Here is a 20,777-nt window from a genome sequence, read left to right as displayed (position 1 = left end):
CGGGCCAACACGATGTTGGTCACGAAGGCGTTATCACAGGATGTGATGCTTTTAGCCTTCGTTCCTCTATTGCTAATCCCCGAGGAGTCGCCCAGTCTCCACTCCAATCAACTAATATACAAAGCGTAAGTTTTAACAAATGTCATCTCGAGTCTTGGGGTGTAGCCTACTATATTACTTTTGTTATAAGGGGGCCTTGAGAAGCACTATTTTGACAAATATTTCACTCTTACTATACGAAATTTTCTTAATAAGAATTTTTTTGTGTTTTAATAGAATAATAGAGGAAATTATAAACTAGGGGTAAAAGATAGAAAATGAAATCAAAACAGATAAAGTTAAAGTATTTAATCATGGGAGTTGCGATAGCTGCTTTTATCTTAACAAGTATTGGCAGTATTTGGAGTGGTTACCGAATGAACGTTGACTCGATTAAAGAGAATACGCTTGAAACGAATCGAGTCTATGCACAAAAATTAGCAACAACCGCTAGTTCCTATCTAGAAGAATCTTTTCAGATTTTAGGATATAGCGCCGGTTCGATAAAAACAAAAATGCATGATAACAATGCATTGACTCAGGAAACAGAGCGTTTGAAAATGCAAAATGACATGTTTAACTCTGTGCTGATCACAAATGCAGAAGGTCTTGTATTATCTATTTCACCACCATCTGAAGAGGTACAAGGTGCAGTGTTAACATCTGTTGGAGCGAAGGAAGCTTTATCTAAAAAGAAGCCTCTTGTCTCAAAGCCTTATAAGGGAATTACCGGGCGCCTCCTTATTTTTATATCATCTCCTATATTTTCAGAGACAAATGAATATTTAGGAATGGTAGCTGGGACAATTTATTTAAAGGAACGAAATGTTTTTAATGAATTACTCGGAGAGCATTATTATCATGATGGGTCATATGTGTATGTAGTTGATTCGGACGGGCGCGTTATTTATCATCAGGACCCAAGTCGCGTTAATGATATCGCTATTGATAATAAAGTTGTCCAATCGGTAGTTTCTGGGAAAAGTGGTGCTTTTCAAGTAGTGAATACTAAAGGAGTAGAAATGCTTGCTGGTTTTAGTACCGTACCTTTAACGGGTTGGGGAGTAGTTGCCCAAAGACCGTTAGATATAGCATTAGCTCCTTCGTTTGATAGAGTACAGGAAGTTGCTATAAAATCCATTCCGATTATGCTAATTTCAATTTTAATTGTCCTTTGGGCGGCAGCACGTATTGCAAATCCCTTACAGCAATTAGCTACTTTAACAGAGGAGAGCATGGATTCGAAAAATGTAGAAGGCTTGAAATCTGTACGTAGTTGGTATTTTGAAGCGCATTATCTTAAAAGTGCTCTCATTCGGAGTTTAACATTTTTACAGGGACAGGTGTCCTTTTTTAAAGATCAATCTACAACAGATCCGTTAACAGGTGTAACCAATCGTCGCACAATGGATGCGATGCTAGCGGAGTGGCTTGAGAACAAGTTGCCACATGCCCTTATTCTGCTCGATTTAGATCATTTTAAAAGTGTAAATGATACGTATGGTCATGCAGTTGGTGATAAGGTTTTACAATTTTTAGCTCAAAATATGAAAGCTGTTGCTCGTGAGGGAGATGTTTGCTGTCGCTACGGTGGTGAGGAATTTGTGATGTTATTGCCAATTACTACAGCTGAGGAAGCGGCACAGGTGGCAGAGCAACTACGCGATATTTTGGCGCATACTATAAGTCCTTGTGGTCGTCCAGTTACATTATCTGCAGGTGTTGCCGTGTATCCACAAATGGCCGCCACGACAGAAAAGTTAATTGAAGCAGCGGATGGTGCGCTGTATCTTGCAAAACAAGCAGGACGAAATCAAGTCATAGTAGCAAAGCAAGAAAATAAATAAAAAATTTTTAAAAAATAAGCATACATTTCTAATTTTGGGGTACATGATTAATGCAACGATCATTTGGGCAAGCTACTTTTAAGTCATTCCCCATATGACTTATCAAACATGTTCAAATGATACGTAAACTCGGGACACATCTCTTGATCGACTTGACAAGATGCAAGGTTATCCCCCTTTCCCTTATGACATCACAAGTACGTCTAGATGTATGCCTATATATTGTTAAAAGCCAAGCGAGCACCGATGCTCCTTGGCTTTTTTATGTTGGGTTAAGGAAAAGTAGAATGGTTTGGATGACTGAGACCTGGGGGTGTCGAAAATTGAAATTGTTCCGATAAAACGGGAAAATATTCCGATAAAAGCTAAAATTGTTCCGATAAATCTTCGAAGTATTCATATAAAAATGAATTCATCACAATAACGTGGAGCTGATTTCCGTTCCGACTGAGTCGCTTCGCGGTGTTCCAGTGTCTCATCTCTAACTTTTGATAATGAACTTTTCATGCTATTACCTAATTTTGTGAACGATTTTCTTCCATTAATTTAGGTTTATCTATGAAGGTTCACTATCTACCTGTCGATATAAAGAGTATGATGAAAATGATATTTTGAACGTATCAAATACATAGATGAAAGGAAGAGTGGGATGGATAAAACAAAAATCCAAAAAGTGAACAAAGCACTTATAGCAACTGTTTTTGCTACTAGTGGGATTGCTGTTGTAGTGCCACCACAAAAGGCAGCAGCGGCTTCTTCACCATTTACGGATGTTGACCCATATTCAAGTCATTATGACGATATTTTAAAATTATACACGCAAGGTGCGATTGATGGGTATGCAGACAAAACGTTTCGACCAAATCAAAGTGTAACACGTGGTCAGGCGGCAAAAATGCTGGCAACCGTTTTAAAATTAGATTTGAAAAATGTACAAGATCCATACTTAAAAGATGTTCCAAAAAGTAGTGAATACTACAAGTATATAGCGGCCTTACAAAATGCAGGAATCATGTCTGGCTATTCAAACGGAACATTTATGCCGAATGAAGTGATGACACGTGGGGAATTAGCGAAAATTTTAGTGCTTGGCTTTAAATTTGAGGTAGCATCTAATTACAACAATAGTTTCAAAGATGTAACTAGCCAAACGAGCAACGCTATCTATATCCAAAGTTTGGTAGATCTAAAGATTACGGAAGGGACAACGTCTGTCACTTTCTCACCACATAATGCGGTTACACGTGGACAATTTGCGTCCTTTATTGTGCGTTCACAAGAGAAAAAAGGCAATGCCACATCTTTCAAAATTACAAATGTTGAGAATGATACTGTCTACATAAATGGTGATCCATACTCAGTACCAAGCAGTCTCTCGCATGTTTTTAACGAAGATAATGCGCCAGTATTAAAAGACGCGCTTATTGAAGGGGACCTTTCAGGAAAAACCATTCGCTCTGTATCAAAGCTTACATTGAATGCTAGTGGGACGAGCTCAAGATTTTTAGAGTTCAATGGCGATCGTAAGTCCTTCGGCGCGACAATCGTTGTTAATGGGAACTATATTGAATTCTCAAATATTACATTGACTGGTACAATGCTTGTCAACGAAACGGTACGTCCACCTTTACAATCAGGCTTTTCCTACTATAAGCCATTATCTCTTGGCCCTATAGCAAGCATCAATACTGCATTTATCAACTGGTCTAATCCAGATAATCCAAATGATGAAGGCTCGTCCTCATCCAATAATGGTCCAGCAAAAGATCTTCAAGATTGGACAGATCAGAATTCTAACAAGAATCCTGATAAAAACAAGCCATTTGAGAACTGGTCTAAAGATAAAGTGACGATGAAAAATGTTGAAAAACATATTGAATTTTATAACAGCACTGTATCACGCCTAGTTGTCTCTCAAAGCGGTACAAAAATCGAAACAAATATGAAGCTACCACGTGTAGACATCATCGGGACTGTTCGTGAATTTGAGATTCAAGGAAATATCGGCACACTAAACCTGGATACAGAAACGAAGCTGACAATTTACGGAGATAGCAATATCGACTGGATTAACTACAATAGCTTTACAGATTTAGAGCTGTATATAGATGGTCGTGTAGGTGTTCTGTATGTTGATAATGTATACGGATGGGTTGATATTGGGGATTACACGTATATTGACAAAGTGATTATACCGAAGGGCGAATCGCCAAATAATATCTTCGACGACTTCTTAGAGGATAAAGATAATATCGGTAATATAGTAGATGAAGACGGTAAACCAGTTGATAAAGACGATATTGATAAACAAAACCCAGCTGATAAAACAAAACCGTTAATCGACATTACGAATGTAACAGTTTTAAGTGGTAGTGAAACACAGGTAGATTTCACTTCAGATAAAGTTGGAACTTACTACTATATTGTTCGTGAAAAAGGCGCCGATGCACCAACGAAAAAAGAAATGGTAAATCGGATTTCTACTGACAATATTGCAAATGGAACAGGCGCAGCAGTGAATGGCAAAAACACTATTAAAATCTCTAATTTAGGTGAGAAAAAAGAATATGTTGTTTATGTGATGGTTGTTGATGGAGCGAAAAATGTTTCGGATATTAAATCACAATCATTCCAAATGAAAGATGGAACACCGCCAGTTGTTAAAGATTTAAAAGTAAACCCTCTACATGGCGGAAAGCGTGCAGAGTTTACATTTACAGCAAGTGAACCAGGAGACTATTACTACTACGTACGTAAAAAGACGTCAGCAGCCGATCCAACAACTGCAGACATTGTTGCTAAACCAACAGGTAAGGGCAAGGCAGTTGCAGGGAAACTTGCAATTGCTGACATGTTAACAGGTTTAGAGGCTAAAACGGACTACCAGCTTTATGTAGTGATGAAGGATGACTCAGGGAATTATTCAAAAGATCCTGCTGTAGTGAAGGGATTTACAACGGGAGAACTTGATAATATCAATCCATTCGTTGAAAAGACGAAGCTTGAGCCTGCCGCTGGAAAGGAAAATCAATTCTACATTTATTTAAATGAAGCATTAGACCCTGAAAGCGCACGAAATGTAAATAACTATGATTTATCAGGAACAGTTATCGTCAATATGACAGGTCAGAAAAAAATAAAACCTTCTGCTGTAGAGTATAAGGAAGGCGATAAAAAAGTATTATTAACCATTCCATCTGAAACCGGTTTTGTCTATGGAGATACATTACGTGTAACAGTATTACCGGGTGTTAAGGATTTAGCAGACAATGAATTTGAAAATGCTAATACTGTTGAAGCTGGTAAAAATGTTCGAAACTTTGCAGAATATGTGCATGAAAACTATGTTCCACCGAAGATTCTAGCATTAAATGTTGTTGGGAAACCAGACCAAGATGACAAATATAAACGAGCTGAGGTAGAGTTTAAGCCAAATAAAGCAGGTACGTACTATTACATGGTGTTACCTGATACGGTCGAAGACAATGGAGAAACAAAAACATTTGAACAATATTTAAAAGATAAAGGCATTACGGAGAGAGATTTCTATAATGAGTTTGCGACTGAATCATCATTAAAATCAGGATACTTCCAAATAGGTGGAAAAAATATTTATATTGAAATTGGCTCTGGTCCGGCGGACTTAGAAGCGGATACAAAGAAATTCCCGGTTGTTATTGATAAAGATAAACTAAATCCATTCATAAGCTATTCGGTTCATATGATATTAAAAGACCGTGGCGGTGATCTTTCTAAAATAGCTTCTAAAGAAATATTTGGGGACTCAAGAGCACCATTAGTTACCGAGATAGCAGTGAAGTCTGGTACTACTAAAGGTTATGATGATACGAAAGCCACTGTAAGTTTCAATACAGATGAGACAACAAAGCTTCATTACTGGTTCGTGCCAAAGAAAAACGCTGATGGAACAGATAATCCGGATGCAAAGCTAACTATTGACACGGCAGCAGAAAGAAAAACATTAGAAGACAAACTTAAATCAAGTCCTTCAGTCACAAAAAGTGGAAAAGGCGCGTCAGGAACTTTAGATATGCCAGGAGTTACTTTAACACCACATACCGAATACGTTGTTTATTTAGGTGCACAGGATACGTATGGTAACTTTACTGTTTATAAGGCTAAAGATGGAATTCAAGATGAATCAAATGATGGTTGGATGAAACAAGACTTCTATTCCGATGGCACACCACCACGTATTGAAATGACAGTTGATAAAGAAAAGAAACGTAATATTGTATATCGTAATCCAGATAATACATTTACGATTACTTTCAGTGAAGCCATCATGCGTGATGAAAATAGCGTTTCTTCAATTAAAGATCTAAGTTTATTAACAATTACTGACGAGTCCGATCAAGATATAACTTCTCAATATGAGCTTGTTAAGTATACACAAGGTACAAAAACAACTGATGAAAGCCAATTAATTATTAAACCAACTGGCTCAGGTACGGCGGATAAAACATTTACCGTTAAGATGAAAGATGAAGCACGCGACTACATTATTTCAGACTTTGAAGGTAATAAGTTTGATATAGATGACTTTGGTAAGTATGTTTACCCAGGCAAAGATGCATATAACACGATGAGTTATGCTAGCTTAACAGGCAATGTTGGTGGCGTACCATCAGAATATAATTCAACAACAATGGATGTTTCTATAAATATTCTGACACTGCTTGAATTAAACCAAGAATACTTCTATGCGGTTACTGCTGCGAATAAAACAACATTAGACCCGAAATTAATATTAGATAGTGTTAAAAATAATAAACCAGCCGATAATGGGATATTATCATTTGGTAAAGGATCAGTAAAAAAAGCAGCAGATGGTAGTGCAATTTTACCTCTTGTAGCCAATCCGTCTACTGAACCAGGAATTAAGAATGTGTTTAAAACGGGTCAAAGAGTATTCTTATTCACAAAAGATCAATATGGAAATATTGTCTGGGCTTATCAAAAAGAGACAAATGGTACAGGCCATACCCAAAAACAATATGTGGAAATTCAATATACACCAAAACCATAAAAAAGAAGCAAAGCTAGAGAATTCTTATGTCGAATTCTCTAGCTTTTTTTACATCAAATAGTAGATAGCACGAGAGGTTTTTGCTAATTGATAATATCTGTATCCTATAGGGAGTTAATTTCAATTCATCATATGAATTTTTTAAAGATATCGATTCCCAATAAATATTTCCTATAACCTCTAACTACAGCGCAGTATACCCACCATCCACAGTAAACACGCCTCCTGTAACAAAGGAAGAAGCCTCTGATGCTAGATATAGCGCAATACCACCTAATTCATCCGGTGTCCCAGGTCTACCCATTGGGGTAAGGTTCATCCAAGTATCAATCATGTCCCCACCTTGTTCAAAATACGGCTTTGTCAGCTCTGTTTTCATGTATCCAGGAGCAATTGTATTCACTTTTATATTATGCTTTGCCCATTCCATTGCTAAACTCTTCGTAAGCATAATCACGCCTGCTTTGGATGCGTTATAGGAAGATTGGCGTTGCGGGGTATTAGCAATGATGCCAGACATAGAAGATATATTTATGATAGATCCTCTTTTTTGGTCAATCATTACTTTGCCCACAGCTTTCGATACTAGAAAAACTCCATTTAAATTGATATTGATGACTTTATTCCAATCTTCAAATGACATCTCTTCGGCTTTTTCATGAATTGTGATGCCAGCGTTATTAAATAAAACATCTATTTTACCGAAATGGTTCAACACCTTGGTTACCATATTATTGACGTGTTGTTCATTGGTTACGTCCATTTTGATCGCAAGAGTGTCTATTCCTTCATCACGCTTGAATTGATCAGCTGTTTTCTGGGCTTCCTCTAGATTTAAATCGGCTATGACAATATGAGAACCAGATTGTGCTAAAGCAAGAGCCATTGCTTTTCCTAATCCCATTGCTCCTCCAGTTACAATAGACACCTTATCTTTAAGACTAAATCTATTTAAAATACTCATATATTTACACTTCCTTTTATTTGATGTTACCGCTTTCATTAATAGGGATACATCTAAATTTAATGTGCAATTTCGATTGATTGATTGTCATCTGCAGCTGATTTGCTAATGTTTTGATCGACTTTCATAAAGAATGTCAGTATAAAGCCAACTATATATAATATAGTAAGTGTCCATATAGCACCTTCAACACCAGCGATCGGCACAACTACTGTTACAATTGCTGGTCCAACAAAGTTACTTAAACCTGCTGATAAATTGTGCATAGACACTGCTGCACCTTTATGAGATGGTTCCAGTGTTGGGAAAATAGCTGACATTGGTACGAATGCAGCAATTGCAATTCCGAAGAATATAGCTACAAATATTCCAACCCAAATATTTGGTCCAAAGGATATTGGTAAATAGTAAAAAATTAATGTAGCGATAGCCATACCTATACAACCAAACCATCTTACCTGTCTAACCCATCCAAGTTTATCTCCAAGAATACCCCACATTAGGTTTGTAAAAATAGTTGTTGCATAAACAGCTCCCCAAATACGAAGCCATTCGGACATCGTAAATCCGATTTGCTCTGTAAAAACAATCGGTAGTATAACGACAAAACCAAAGAGGGAGATTTGGTTAATAATACGTACGGCTGAAGCGATAACGATTTGTGGGTTTTTCGCGATTGTAATTCCTTTTAGTAATTCTTGTAGTGGTCCTTCATTTGTTGTATTTTGCTTATAACTATTAAAGTCATCTTTTATTAAAAACATCGCCATCAAGCCGCCAATGGCAATAAAGAGAATTGCCGACCATAATGTACCCATAAATCCGATTGCAGGAATTGAAAAGCTTGGCAGATATGTACCAAAGACTCCTACTCCTACTGAATACATACACCAAAACCAACCCATTGCAGAAGCTAATCTTTGTTTTGGAGCGGCATATGCAATCCAAACTACAAAGCCGTAAATAAACATCGGATAGGCAATTCCGCGAATCCCATACATGATCAGCATCATAGAAAAGTTTTTTTGCTCAAGGCCTAATGTTAAAAAGCCAATGTGGAAAATAATCCAAAGTACAAAACCGATGATCATCGTACGACGTGGCCCAGTTATTTCTGCCAAGACTCCTGAAAGCCAAGATGCTACGGCAACAGTGAGTCCATATACAGTAAAGACTAATGAGGCTTGTTGAGTAGAAAATCCTATATCAACTATATATTTTGATAAAAACGCTTGTTCAATTCCATCTCCGGTCATAAAGAAGGCAATGGCTATATATCCCCAAATTAACGCTATTGGTAAACCAAAGATTTGCTTTGAAGGAGATGCAGTTAAGCTACGATTCATAATGTTTCCTCCTTAATCCTTTTTATCATTACGACTTGAACATTGTCTCACGATTTTGAACTGTGCCAAGGACCTGCAGGGTGCAGGGGAGTTAGCTATTGTTTTCTGTCGATTCGACTTCATACAGATAAATTGCCGCGTGACCATTTGAAGTGGCGCTCTAGTTTTAGACCTGTGATTTAGTTACCGTCTGCTCACAAAAAAAGACTCTACAATCGTATTTATCTCGCCTCCTGTAAGAGGGGAAGTATTCGATAGCAGAAGCTCCGCTAAAAATATGCAAGAATGAAAAAGGTTCCTAACCTTTGAATGTTTTGTTTTTTTCTAGGAATCCAATTTTGATCTATGGTATTAAAATAACTTTTAAAGAGCCGGCTCCGCTTTTTACCATTTCAAAGCCTTTCTTAAACGCTTCTAGAGGAAGTTTATGAGTAACTACGCCCTCAGTAGGGAGTGCACCAGATGCAATTCCGTTAATAACATTTGGATAACAGTATGGTCCTAAGTGCGCACCTAAAATATCAAGCTCTTTACGATCACCTATAATACTCCAATCGACGGTTACCGGACTTGAAAACACACTAAACTCTACAAAGCGCCCAAGCTTTCGGATGGCATGTAAGCCCTGAATAACACTAGCGGGTGCACCAGTTGCTTCTATATAAACATCACATCCATAACCCTCTGTCATATTTTTAATTTCCTCCACTACATCTACCTTTGAAGGATTAAGAACGATATCTGCCCCAAATTGTTTAGCAAGTTCCAATCGATCGTCTCGTATATCTAAAACTACTAATGTACCAGGACTTCGTAGTTTTGCTGCTGCTATCATTCCTAGTCCAAGCGTTCCGGCACCTGAGATGACAACAAAATCTCCTATTTGAATATTAGCTCGATTTACTGCATGCATTGAACACGCATACGGTTCGATTAGAATAGCTTTCTCAATAGGTAAATCATGAGGAACTTTATGGTTAATCGCATTTACCGGAAACTTCATATATTCGGCCATTCCGCCATTCACATTAAATTGAAAACCGTATATATCATGCTTTTCACACATCCAGTATTGACCGCGCTTACAATATCGACAAGTATTACAAGGCACAATTTGTTCAGAAATGAGGCGGTCTCCAACAGAAAACTCTGTCACGCCATTACCTACTTTGACAACCGTCCCTACAAATTCATGCCCTGGGATGACTGGAGTTTTTACATAACTAGGTTGACCATCCTCTCCGCCCCAAAACATAGGGGCTCCATCCCAAGCTTTTACATCACCTGCACAAATACCACAGGCTTCTACCTTAATCAGGACTTCACCTGCTTCTGGAGAAGGTACATCCACAGTTTCAAGTAAATATTCGCCGGGACCATGGCATACAACCGCTTTCATTTTACTAGCTACATTTGACATGATTATCCTCCTTATTATTAGTCTGTATTTTCTGAAAACTAAATATCCACTGTTATATTTAAAAATTACTTTGAAGATAGACAACATGCGTTTGCAAATATTCTTCTAGGCCATGCCTTCCATCGGCACCACCGATACCTGACTTTTTCCATCCAGCATGGAAACCTTGTATAGCTTCAAAGTTTTCACGATTAACATACGTTTCCCCAAACTCTAATTCCTTACTTGCACGTATTGTTACATCTAAGTTTTGTGTGAAAATAGAAGATGTTAGACCGTACTCACAATCATTAGCTAGTTCAAGTGCTTCATCTAAGTCATTGAAAGTAGCAATCGGAAGTACAGGACCGAAAATTTCCTGACGCATAATTTCCATTTCATTATTTACATTTACAAGTACGGTCGGTTCATAAAAATAACCTTTTTCCTTTGAAGAGCGCTTACCACCTGTCAAGATCGTTGCTCCATTAGCAACTGCTTCCTGTACCATTTTCTCTACCGATTCCAGTGCCTCTTTACTAGAAAGGGGCCCCATATCAATTTCGTTATCAATTAATGGGTCTCCATAGGTTACCTCGGACATAGCCTTTGTAACTTTGTTCATAAAATCATCCGCAATGTCTTTATGAACATAAACGCGCTCTGTGCAATTACACACTTGCCCTGTATTAATAACACGAGAGGCGACAATTGAACGTACTGCCAAATCCAGATCCGCATCATCCATAACGATGGCAGGAGCTTTTCCTCCTAGTTCCAAAGATACTTTTGTAATATTTTCTGCCGCTGCTCGCATAACAGCGGCACCAGCATTATAGCTTCCTGTTAAACTAACCATTCTTACCTTTGAATTGCCGGCTAACTCTTGTCCAAGGGTCGTTCCGCTACCAGTCACGATATTAATAACCCCTTTAGGCAAGCCTACCTTATCAATGATTTTTGCAAACTCTAGTGCATTGTTAGGGGATAAATCACTTGGTTTTAGAACAATGGTATTACCTGTGATTAAAGCTGGTGCTGCTTTACGAGCAATTAAGAAAAATGGGAAATTCCATGGTAAAATACCAGCTGTAACGCCGATCGGTGCTTTATGAATAAAAATTTGCTCATTTGGTCGATCACTTTGTACGATTTCTCCTTCGTAGCGTCTCGCCCAACCCGCCATATAATCGATATAGTCGGCAGTAAAGTTAACTTCTGTTTCAGCAAGGGAAAGAGTTTTCCCCATTTCCTCTGATATTGTACGTGCTAAGATTGGAACATTTTCACGGATTTCTTTAGAAATTGCTTGCAAGTACCTTCCTCTTTCAATAGACGGAAGCTTGGCCCAATCCTTTTGTACTTTCTCAGCGGAATCAATAGCTAGTCGTACATCTTCCACAGTCCCTTTAGGAACCTCTGAAATAATTTCTTCCGTTGCTGGATTAATGACCTGTGTTTGCTCACCTGAGCTAGAACTAACAAATCGCCCATCAATGTACATTTGATATTTTCTCATAATCTTTACATCTCCCCGCAAAATGTATTTTTAAAAATAAAAAACTAGTTATTTGTGTACCCCTAGAGATTAGGAAAACGACCAGGAACTTTGAATTTTTCCTCGCGTAATTGAACCAATGTTGTTACTTGTTCTTTTGTTAACTCCTTTGGTTCTCCAATTACTGAAGTTAGATAAAGAAGCTTCGCATAAAATTCCATGGACTCCATTTTGAAATACGCACTCATTAAGTCGATACCACAAGTTAGCGCACCGTGATTGGCTAATAAAATTGCATCATGATTTTGAAGGTAAGGAACGATTGAATTAGGTAACTCTTCTGTGGAGGGAGTCCCATATTCTGCTATAGGAACTTCTCCTAAAAAAATAGTTGATTCAGGCATTATTTGTTTATTAAGCGGTATACCACAAATAGCGAAGGCGGTGGCATATAAGGGATGAGCATGCACAACTGCTGTTACATCGGGACGTTCCTCATAAACACGTAAATGCATCTTAATTTCTGAGGATGGCTTTGTATTTAAGAGATTGTCCTCGATTATCTCTCCTTGCCTATTAATCTTGCAAATCATATCTGGGGTCATAAACCCTTTAGAAACTCCTGTTGGGGTACATAAGAAAGAATTTTCTGAAATTTTAACAGAAATGTTTCCATCATTTGCAGCCCCCATGTCTTTCATATACATTCTTTTTCCTAAGTCGCATATTTGCTCTTTCAATACTTGTTCCGAAACATTCATTAAAGATCTCTCCTTACTAATTTCTAAATCTTAGCTTGATTCTATTTCTTTAGTTCTGTTTTGTCAACATGAACAAAAAAGCATTTCTTTATTTATGTTGTTTCGTGTTGTTTTTAGAGATGTGTGTGGAGTAAAATGAAATAGGGATGGTGAGATTAATATGACTAAATACAAAAAATGTTTAGCTTTTGATTTTGGAGCATCAAGCGGAAGACTGATAGCAGGGGGTTATGATGGAGAAAAGGTCATTTTAGAAGAGATTTATCGTTTTAACAATGAAGCAGTTACAATAAATAATCATTTACATTGGAATCTTGAACTTTTGTATAAACACATACTAAATGGGTTAGAAGTAGCTTCAAAGGATATGAAGGGATTTGATAGTATCGGAGTTGATACTTGGGGAGTTGATTACTGTCTTTTAGATAAAGAAGGAAAACCTATGCATTGGCCATTCCATTATCGGGATACTAGGACGGAAGGTGTTTCCTCAAAAATGCCAATTCAATTTGAAGAATTCTATTCTACAACAGGCATACAATTTTTACTCTTTAATACAGTTTATCAATTATTCGCTGAATTCAAAAATAGCCCAGAGCTAAAACGACAGGCTGAACATTTATTGTTTATGCCGGATTTATTTAATTATTTTTTAACGGGAAATAAAAAGACGGAATATACAATTGCTTCAACTAGTCAACTATTGAATGTAGAGAGCAAGCAATGGGATTTTGACATTATTAAACGATTAGGTTTTCCAAAACACCTTTTTCAGGAAATCATTTTCCCTGGCGAGATTTATGGAATGTTAGACGAAAAGCATATGAAAAAAATTGGTATTAGTAATTCGGTTCCGGTTATCTCTGTAGGAAGTCATGATACTGCTAGTGCTGTTGCTGGAATTCCTTTAGAACATGAAGATAGTGCATATTTAATTTGTGGGTCTTGGTCTTTATTAGGACTTGAAATCCAAAATCCTATAGTCAATGAAAAATCTTTGGAAGAGTCTTTTAGCAATGAGGGTGGGGTACTAAGTACTATCAGATTTCTTAAAAATATTAATGGCATGTTTTTATTGCAACAATTAAAAAAGCACTATAATGAAATATTTACAAAAAAAATAGATTTTGTTGATATTATTAACGCTGTGAAGTTATCGAATAATAACTTTTCTATTAATCCAAATCATTCTTTATTCTTATCACCGGATAATGTTATGGAAGCTATCGATTCCTATTGCATCTCTACAGGACAAGGTAAACCTGAAAATCTAGGTGAGTGGGCAATTGCTATCTATAACGGGTTAACACAAGAATTTAACAATCAATTACTTAACCTTGAAAGTATTACTGGTAAAAAGATAAAGCAGATTCAAATGGTTGGAGGCGGTATTCAAGACGAATTATTATGCCAAATGACTGCCAATGTAACAAACAAGAAAGTGGTAGCTGGTCCCGTTGAATCTAGTGTACTAGGAAATATTATGCTTCAACTATATGCTTTAGGAGAGGTCTCAACTCTTTCAGAAATAAGACAGGTCATAAAAAAGTCTGTTTCCTTAAAGTCATATGAACCACAATTTTGAAGGTAGTAATTAGTCATTGCGTTCTTAGCATACGTGCTACTAAATCAATTAATGTCCCTCTGCTCTGCTTAGTATAGAGAGACACTTTCTCTCACAAAAATATTTACGGAAGAATGAATGTTGAATAGTTTAAATAGAAGAATACACTATGAAAAAGCGAAAATTCACGTATCGTTATTGTTACCTAGGTAATGATACGATAAGGAGTTTTCGCTTTGTCTTCTTCACTTTTCTAATCGAGTATTGTTACTAATTTTTGTAATTGTCTTCTTTCCCAAGTACAATTTAAACAAAGTGAAAAAATCATCAGATGTACTAGTGATAATCATATCAAAACGAGGATATTTCCTCCGCTCTTGCTTGAAAATTATAGTTTCGACTTTTGAAGGGGAAAATAAAAAGAAAAATGGGGATTTATTATGTTACCAAAAGAACGATTGCAAAAAATAATAGATTTAATCCAAATTGAAAAGAAAGTTTATGTCTCAGAACTAAGTCAAAAATTTTCAGTTACAGAGGAAACCATTCGAAGAGATCTTGAAAAATTAGATAAAAGAGGAATTGTATCAAGAACTTATGGAGGGGCTGTAATAAACCGAAACGGCTCAGAGGACTTACCTTTCGATACAAGGACTTCTCTTAATATAGATTTTAAAAAATCAATAGTTTCGAAAATACATCATCTGATTAAAGATGGGGATAAATTAATGGTGGACCCTAGTTCGACAGCTTTTGAATTGATCAAAGCATTATATGATAAACAAGATTTAACGTTAATTACTAATTCCATAAAAATATTAAATGAGTTTAGCGATTCACACTTTCAAATTATTTCAACAGGGGGAGAGTTACGAAAAAAATCACTTTCCTTAATTGGTCCTGCTGCAGAGGCTACTGTTGATAGATATTTTGCAGATATTCATGTATTTAGTTGCAAGGGGATATCGCTTGAACATGGTATTACGGAATCTAATGAGCCTGAAGCGGAATTGAAAAAAATAATGCTTAAAAATTCTAAGATCAATCTCTTGCTAGTAGATCAGACCAAATTTGATAAAGCAGCATTTTTAAAGCTTTTTGATCTTAGTGCCATCGATGTTCTTGTAACAGACAAAAAACCATCCACAGAATGGATAGAGAAATTGAAAGCAAATAATGTCCAGCTAATTTATTGAATACCATAGTGTATTCAAAGAACAAAAAAAGAGGGGCTTTTAAGCAGCCCCTCCCATCATTATACCCAACCAAACGCTCGAGCAACTGTCGCCGTTAGCCATGTCACACCAATAGCAATAACAGTTGGAATTAAAAATGACATAAATGTCCACTTTGCACTTTTTGTTTCTTTATAAATATTGACTAAAGTCGTTCCGCAAGGGAAGTGTAGAAGTGAGAATAACATCATGTTTAAAGCTGTTAGCCAAGTCCAACCTTGGTCGATAAATACTTGTTTTAGCTTCGATAAATCCTCAATTTCTAGCATAGCTCCTTGCGATAAATACGCCATAATTAAGATAGGGATAACAATTTCATTGGCTGGTAGCCCAAGAATAAATGCAGCCATAATAAAGCCATCCATACCAAGAGCCTGACCAAACGGATCTAAAAAGTTAACAAAATGCATTAGAATACTCGTATCACCAACGTAAATATTGGCGAATACCCAAGTCAAAATAGAGGCAGGCGCTGCAACGATAACTGCTCTTTTTAATACATTCCATGCTTTATCAATACTTGCTCTTAAAACTGTATCCCAAAACTTTGGTTTTCGGAATGGTGGAAGCTCTAATGTGTAATGGGTAGGTACACCCTTTAAAGCTGTTTTAGAAAGAACCCAGGAAACGGATAAAGTCACAACGACGCCCAACATAACAAATCCTATTAAAATAGCCGCTGTTACTAATGAACCTGTTGCACCTGAAAAACCAGTTACCATAAATAAGGATGCTAATAAAATAAGTGTTGGCCATCTCCCGTTACAAGGAACAAAATTGTTCGTTAAAATGGCTAACATTCGTTCACGAGGAGATTCTATAATTCTTGTAGACAGGATAGCGGCGGCATTACAGCCAAAGCCCATTGCCATTGTTAATGACTGCTTCCCGTGTCCTCCTGCTCGTTTAAATAAACGGTCCATATTAAATGCTACACGTGGTAGGTAGCCGTAGTTTTCTAATAGAGCGAACATAGGGAAGAATATAGCCATTGGCGGTAACATAACACTAATAACCCAACCCGTACCTCTAAATAGCCCAAGAATTAAAATACCGTGTAGCCATTCGGGTGCGTGCATTGCTTCAAAAAGAATGGTTAGCTTACCTTCTAAATAGCCAAATAAGTTTGCTAACATATCAGATGGTACGTTTGCGCCAGCGATAGTAATGTAAAAGACGGTTCCAAGCAAGATAAGCATAATAGGGAATCCCCAAATGCGGGATGTGAAAATTTCATCTAATTTATCAGATCTGTACATTGTAGTTTGCTGCGATACTACTTTTTTACATAGAGATTTGCTTTTAGTATAAATATCACTGACGATTTCATCTCGAATATCCTCATTCGAAACCTCGTTCACTTCAGCTAAAATAGCCTTAAGTGAATTATGATTTAACACTGACTGGGACTCCATTCGCTCTCACCTCGTGCTGTTTATTATCCTTATGATTTTGCAGTTTTAAGATCAATTCTTCATCACCATCAAGTAAGCGAAGGGCAACCCATCTCGATGGATATGTTTCATCAAAATAACCTTCTAATTTTGATTCTATCTTTGTAATGGCTTCCTCTATTTCTTTCGAATATGTCATACGATATGGCGTTGTAACGATTTGCCCATTCACGAGTTGATTTAATGTATCGAGCAATTGATGAATACCTTTTTTATTTCTTGCCGATATTTTGACAACTGGGACTCCTAGCTCACGAGCCAATCTCTTGTCATCAATTCGGATTCCTTTTTTCTCAGCTTCATCGATTAAATTGATACAAATGATGACGTTATTAGTCATTTCTAAAACTTGGAGCGCAAGATTTAAATTTCTCTCTAATGATGTTGCATCAAGCACAACAATCGTTGCATCCGGTTGGTCAAAAACAATATGGTCTCTTGCAACTTCTTCATCTGCTGAATTGGAAAATAGAGAATAGGTCCCGGGTAAATCCACGAGTACATATTGATCTCCTTTGTGTTCAAAAGATCCTTCTGCATGAACAACCGTTTTCCCTGGCCAGTTCCCAGTATGTTGCTTCAATCCTGTTAATGTATTAAATAATGTACTTTTACCGGTATTTGGGTTACCTGCTAAAGCTATTCTATTTACTCTCACTTTGTTTTCCCCCTAACAATTTCGCCCAAAATCATAGAGCTTTCATCATTACGTAAGGCAATCGTCGTATTGCTGACGCGATAAGCAACAGGGTCTCCTAAAGGGCTTTTGCGAAGAACAGAGATTTCTGCGCCTTTTACAAAGCCTAAATCCAATAATCTTCTTCTTAAAGGGCCCTTAATGTTTATTTCTTTTATTAAAAAGCAATCTCCAAACGAGCATTCAGAAAGAGGTTTTAATGTTTTTTCCATACGCATTTTTTATTCCTTTCTATAATAATATTTCCCGAACGTCATATTGTTTCCTGAAGGAAACTTTATTAATGATTATCCCTGTTTTATGACAATTGTCAATAGTTTTCTGAAATCTTTTTGAAAGAACGTGATAAAAGAGCGTCCTAATGAAAGGAATGACGGGCATTTTTGTTGGACAAAGAAATGTTGAAAAAAGGGGAGTTGTTTAGCATACAAAGCGGGCAAAGTTTTTGATGTAATGATATGAAAAGGTCCTTATTATGATGTATTAAGGAAAGTGGGTTTTCGTTACAGATGCCTATAGAATTTTTAACTTCTTTCAGCAGAAGTCTCCCACCTATAGAGGTGGTGAGATGAATGCGGATTTAAGATACTTTTCAGTGGGTGTCCAAACACCCGCTGAAATAGAGGAACTCAGTCTAAAAACGCCACGTCCTGTGGCAACGACTGAGTGACCAACATCGTGTTGGCCCAAAGCCTCCGGCGGATGTCACGGAATCGGAAAGGAGTGCTTAGGGGATGTTAGCCTAAAACCATCGCATCCATGCGAAAACGGCTAACTGACCTGCATCGGTAAAAACGCCACGTCCTGTGGCATTACCGAAATGACCGACATCGTGTCGGCCCTCGTGCAGGCCTAAGCACAAAGCCGATTCCGGACGCAATTATGCCGAGGCATAATTGTTCATAAGAGGGGATCTGCTGTGAAGAAGCGATAGCGGAACAAAAAATCATGACCCTCTGATACTAATAAAGTATTGGCAGAGGGTCATGGTTTTTCCTTTATTCAGGTGTCACTGGAGGATTTGGAATGAAGCAGAGGAATTTGTTTGAATGAAATGACGATTTCCTTCTACTGTATAATCAGCCGGTACTGGTTTGCCAAAGTCATTACGAACGATGGAGGCATTCGGCGATAAATTATTGATAATGATTTCCATATTCGCCTCAAATTCAACTGGTTTATTATTTAATGTTGCCTGGAACGTGATACGATTCGATTTTTTTGTAATGCTAATTTCCATAACACCAGTATCCTCATTAAGGAGAGTTCCTAGTGGTGGAATAATAACAGTCATATTGGATTTTGTTGTTAGAACGAAGCGATCTTTAGTATTTTCCGTGTCGGCAACGTTTATTTTTGCTGTATAGGTATTTTTATTTTTAGTCATAGCTGTAGTTTTACCTGGTACGGCTGCAGTATCCGATAAAATTGGCTTTTTTGACCCGTGCCCTTTAGGTAAATCATATTTTCCGTTTACAAAATCTACTAAAGTCCAGACATTTGGTACAAGCTGCTGCTGCACAGGTGTTAAAGCCTCGAAGGCTGTTTTCGCTGCCTGTACATCTTGAGCAGTAGACGTTTTAGGCGATAAAGCTGCAATAGCGTTTTCTACTTCCTTAGCTGCCGCCTTATCCTTCACTACTTGCTGTTCAGCATCTAATAAAATCTGCTCTATGCCAGCAGGTAAATAGATGTATGTGAATCTGCGTAGCGCATTTAGCTCAGCTCTAGCATCAGCTACATCTTGATGGAAGGTAATGCGAGATGAGTTTAATAATTTGATTTTATTGACCACTTTATCGATAGATGTATTTGGCGTTATATAGGATGTCAGTATTCTTTGTGATTCCGGACTCACAAAGGACTTTTGTGCTGCGTTTAACGTATTGTACCAATCTTTCGTTTCCATAACGTTTTGATAGTAATTAACGGAAGTTGACTCCACCGAAGCTAATTTCTCTTCAATTTGTTCAGCAAGCTTACGGTACGCAACTCTCGTCTGACGATGATTTGACAGCGTAGAATAGTTCGTAACGTACGGTTTTTCTGTTTCAGTTAACTCATCGTAGGCCTTATTGGCTGCTTCTAAAGCTGATTGGAACGAAGCTGTTGTATCATTAATGTTTGAAATAAGTCGAACAACATTCGAAACGTTAGCGTTGTAGTAATAAGTATAATCGTATATGTAAGCAGTTTTTGAATGTCCAGTAATATCAGCAGATGATGCTGACGTAGTAGGTGCAGTATAGATTAGTGAAGGGACCGCAACTAGGGCTAGTAAGGCTAATTTTCTTTTGTTTTTCATAATACGGGAAACCTCCTATTTGGTTTTTGATAAGTGTGATGGGTAAATCATACGGTAAATTCCTAATATATGTTGGTAAACCAATTTTATCATATCTCGGGATTTTTTCGTGTATATTTTAGGTGAATAGGTAGATTGAATATGTAATTTTTAAATACTTTGTGTCTTATGTACTTATGAAAATATGAATGGAAAGCAAATCGCTTTTTTTAGAGAGCGGGATAGAGCCTATAAAGTAATGGATAGACTCCAGGAACAGACGGTTAGAACCGTCGAAGTGACGGATAGAATCGTCAAATACGTGGATAGAACAGCCAAGGTCGTGGATAGCACCGTCAAAATCGTGGATAGAAGAGCTAAAGTCGTGGATAGACCGTTAAAGTGATGGATAGAAATCGAAGTGATGGATAGAACCGCTGAAGCGACGGATAGAATCATCAAAGCGACGGATAGAACCGTCGAAGCGACGGATAGAACCGTCGAATGCGTGGATAGCACCGTCAAATACGTGGATAGCACCGTCAAAGTCGTGGATAGCCTCGTCAAAGTGATGGATAGCATCGTCAAATACGTGGATAGCACCGTCAAAATCGTGGATAGAAGAGCCAAAGTCGTGGA

Annotated in this window: 16 protein-coding genes; 6 read left to right on the top strand and 10 right to left on the bottom strand. The window is 37.4% G+C overall.

The window, feature by feature from the left end; all coding sequences use genetic code 11:
- The first annotated feature begins 317 nt into the window (after positions 1-317).
- Positions 318-1,886: a sensor domain-containing diguanylate cyclase gene (locus tag ACQKN2_RS20730; protein WP_427416629.1), complete on the top strand. Its 1,569-nt coding sequence runs from the start codon at positions 318-320 to the stop codon at positions 1,884-1,886.
- Between the two features lie 649 nt (positions 1,887-2,535).
- Positions 2,536-6,936, top strand: a complete 4,401-nt coding sequence (locus ACQKN2_RS20725; RefSeq protein ID WP_427416628.1) for an S-layer homology domain-containing protein — start codon at positions 2,536-2,538, stop codon at positions 6,934-6,936.
- A gap of 184 nt (positions 6,937-7,120) precedes the next feature.
- Here ACQKN2_RS20725 and ACQKN2_RS20720 read toward each other — a convergent pair whose 3' ends face one another.
- The 5 genes from ACQKN2_RS20720 to ACQKN2_RS20700 form a co-directional block, all read right to left on the bottom strand.
- Positions 7,121-7,900, bottom strand: a complete 780-nt coding sequence (locus ACQKN2_RS20720; RefSeq protein ID WP_427416627.1) for an SDR family NAD(P)-dependent oxidoreductase — start codon at positions 7,898-7,900, stop codon at positions 7,121-7,123.
- Between the two features lie 59 nt (positions 7,901-7,959).
- Positions 7,960-9,246: an MFS transporter gene (locus ACQKN2_RS20715; RefSeq protein ID WP_427416626.1), complete on the bottom strand. Its 1,287-nt coding sequence runs from the start codon at positions 9,244-9,246 to the stop codon at positions 7,960-7,962.
- A gap of 343 nt (positions 9,247-9,589) precedes the next feature.
- Positions 9,590-10,666: an alcohol dehydrogenase catalytic domain-containing protein gene (locus ACQKN2_RS20710; protein ID WP_427416625.1), complete on the bottom strand. Its 1,077-nt coding sequence runs from the start codon at positions 10,664-10,666 to the stop codon at positions 9,590-9,592.
- A gap of 58 nt (positions 10,667-10,724) precedes the next feature.
- Positions 10,725-12,164, bottom strand: a complete 1,440-nt coding sequence (aldA, locus tag ACQKN2_RS20705; protein WP_427416624.1) for an aldehyde dehydrogenase — start codon at positions 12,162-12,164, stop codon at positions 10,725-10,727.
- 62 nt (positions 12,165-12,226) lie between these two features.
- The gene (locus ACQKN2_RS20700; RefSeq protein ID WP_427416623.1) at positions 12,227-12,904 is read right to left on the bottom strand and encodes a class II aldolase/adducin family protein; all 678 of its coding nucleotides are present in this window, start codon (positions 12,902-12,904) and stop codon (positions 12,227-12,229) included.
- 160 nt (positions 12,905-13,064) lie between these two features.
- Here ACQKN2_RS20700 and ACQKN2_RS20695 point away from each other — a divergent pair, with 160 nt between their 5' ends.
- Complete coding sequence (locus ACQKN2_RS20695) at positions 13,065-14,489, top strand: rhamnulokinase (protein ID WP_427416622.1); 1,425 nt, start codon at positions 13,065-13,067, stop codon at positions 14,487-14,489.
- 419 nt (positions 14,490-14,908) lie between these two features.
- Positions 14,909-15,664 (top strand): DeoR/GlpR family DNA-binding transcription regulator, encoded by a 756-nt coding sequence (locus ACQKN2_RS20690; RefSeq protein ID WP_427416621.1) that lies wholly within the window; start codon positions 14,909-14,911, stop codon positions 15,662-15,664.
- A gap of 59 nt (positions 15,665-15,723) precedes the next feature.
- On the opposite strand, the gene ACQKN2_RS20685 is transcribed toward ACQKN2_RS20690, so the two are convergent.
- The 5 genes from ACQKN2_RS20685 to ACQKN2_RS20665 all read right to left on the bottom strand — a co-directional run bounded on the left by ACQKN2_RS20685 (position 15,724) and on the right by ACQKN2_RS20665 (position 20,159).
- Positions 15,724-17,118, bottom strand: coding sequence for a nucleoside recognition domain-containing protein (locus ACQKN2_RS20685; protein ID WP_427416620.1), 1,395 nt, complete (start codon positions 17,116-17,118; stop codon positions 15,724-15,726).
- Positions 17,090-17,815, bottom strand: coding sequence for a FeoB small GTPase domain-containing protein (locus tag ACQKN2_RS20680; protein WP_427416619.1), 726 nt, complete (start codon positions 17,813-17,815; stop codon positions 17,090-17,092). The genes ACQKN2_RS20685 and ACQKN2_RS20680 overlap by 29 nt, the downstream gene beginning before the upstream one ends.
- Complete coding sequence (locus tag ACQKN2_RS20675; protein ID WP_427416618.1) at positions 17,812-18,066, bottom strand: FeoA family protein; 255 nt, start codon at positions 18,064-18,066, stop codon at positions 17,812-17,814. Before ACQKN2_RS20675 ends, ACQKN2_RS20680 begins: the two co-directional genes overlap by 4 nt.
- A gap of 340 nt (positions 18,067-18,406) precedes the next feature.
- Positions 18,407-18,544 carry a hypothetical protein gene (locus ACQKN2_RS20670; protein WP_427416617.1) on the bottom strand — a complete coding sequence of 46 codons (138 nt, stop codon included), beginning with the start codon at positions 18,542-18,544 and terminating at the stop codon, positions 18,407-18,409.
- Positions 18,545-18,863: 319 nt separating this feature from the next.
- Positions 18,864-20,159 (bottom strand): hypothetical protein, encoded by a 1,296-nt coding sequence (locus tag ACQKN2_RS20665; protein WP_427416616.1) that lies wholly within the window; start codon positions 20,157-20,159, stop codon positions 18,864-18,866.
- 238 nt (positions 20,160-20,397) lie between these two features.
- Between ACQKN2_RS20665 and ACQKN2_RS20660 the strand changes: the two genes are divergently transcribed.
- Entirely contained in the window at positions 20,398-20,544 is a 147-nt protein-coding gene (locus ACQKN2_RS20660; RefSeq protein WP_427416615.1) for a hypothetical protein, read from the top strand.
- 15 nt (positions 20,545-20,559) lie between these two features.
- The coding region (locus ACQKN2_RS20655) for a hypothetical protein (protein WP_427416614.1) at positions 20,560-20,777 on the top strand (218 nt) is incomplete at its 3' end.

The sequence above is a fragment of the Lysinibacillus sp. NPDC093688 genome (genome assembly GCF_050280145.1).
Lineage (GTDB): Bacteria > Bacillota > Bacilli > Bacillales_A > Planococcaceae > Lysinibacillus > Lysinibacillus xylanilyticus_B.
This window is presented reverse-complemented; position numbering and strand designations above follow the sequence as displayed.

What these genes read in the sequence shown, in the direction of transcription:
- ACQKN2_RS20715 (WP_427416626.1), bottom strand. Translation starts at nt 9,246, where the DNA reads ATGAATCGTAGCTTAACTGCATCTCCTTCAAAGCAAATCTTTGGTTTA.
- ACQKN2_RS20720 (WP_427416627.1), bottom strand. Translation starts at nt 7,900, where the DNA reads ATGAGTATTTTAAATAGATTTAGTCTTAAAGATAAGGTGTCTATTGTA.
- ACQKN2_RS20730 (WP_427416629.1), top strand. Translation starts at nt 318, where the DNA reads ATGAAATCAAAACAGATAAAGTTAAAGTATTTAATCATGGGAGTTGCG.
- aldA (WP_427416624.1), bottom strand. Translation starts at nt 12,164, where the DNA reads ATGAGAAAATATCAAATGTACATTGATGGGCGATTTGTTAGTTCTAGC.
- ACQKN2_RS20710 (WP_427416625.1), bottom strand. Translation starts at nt 10,666, where the DNA reads ATGTCAAATGTAGCTAGTAAAATGAAAGCGGTTGTATGCCATGGTCCC.
- ACQKN2_RS20700 (WP_427416623.1), bottom strand. Translation starts at nt 12,904, where the DNA reads ATGAATGTTTCGGAACAAGTATTGAAAGAGCAAATATGCGACTTAGGA.
- ACQKN2_RS20685 (WP_427416620.1), bottom strand. Translation starts at nt 17,118, where the DNA reads ATGGAGTCCCAGTCAGTGTTAAATCATAATTCACTTAAGGCTATTTTA.
- ACQKN2_RS20660 (WP_427416615.1), top strand. Translation starts at nt 20,398, where the DNA reads ATGGATAGACTCCAGGAACAGACGGTTAGAACCGTCGAAGTGACGGAT.
- ACQKN2_RS20695 (WP_427416622.1), top strand. Translation starts at nt 13,065, where the DNA reads ATGACTAAATACAAAAAATGTTTAGCTTTTGATTTTGGAGCATCAAGC.
- ACQKN2_RS20665 (WP_427416616.1), bottom strand. Translation starts at nt 20,159, where the DNA reads ATGAAAAACAAAAGAAAATTAGCCTTACTAGCCCTAGTTGCGGTCCCT.
- ACQKN2_RS20725 (WP_427416628.1), top strand. Translation starts at nt 2,536, where the DNA reads ATGGATAAAACAAAAATCCAAAAAGTGAACAAAGCACTTATAGCAACT.
- ACQKN2_RS20690 (WP_427416621.1), top strand. Translation starts at nt 14,909, where the DNA reads ATGTTACCAAAAGAACGATTGCAAAAAATAATAGATTTAATCCAAATT.
- ACQKN2_RS20675 (WP_427416618.1), bottom strand. Translation starts at nt 18,066, where the DNA reads ATGGAAAAAACATTAAAACCTCTTTCTGAATGCTCGTTTGGAGATTGC.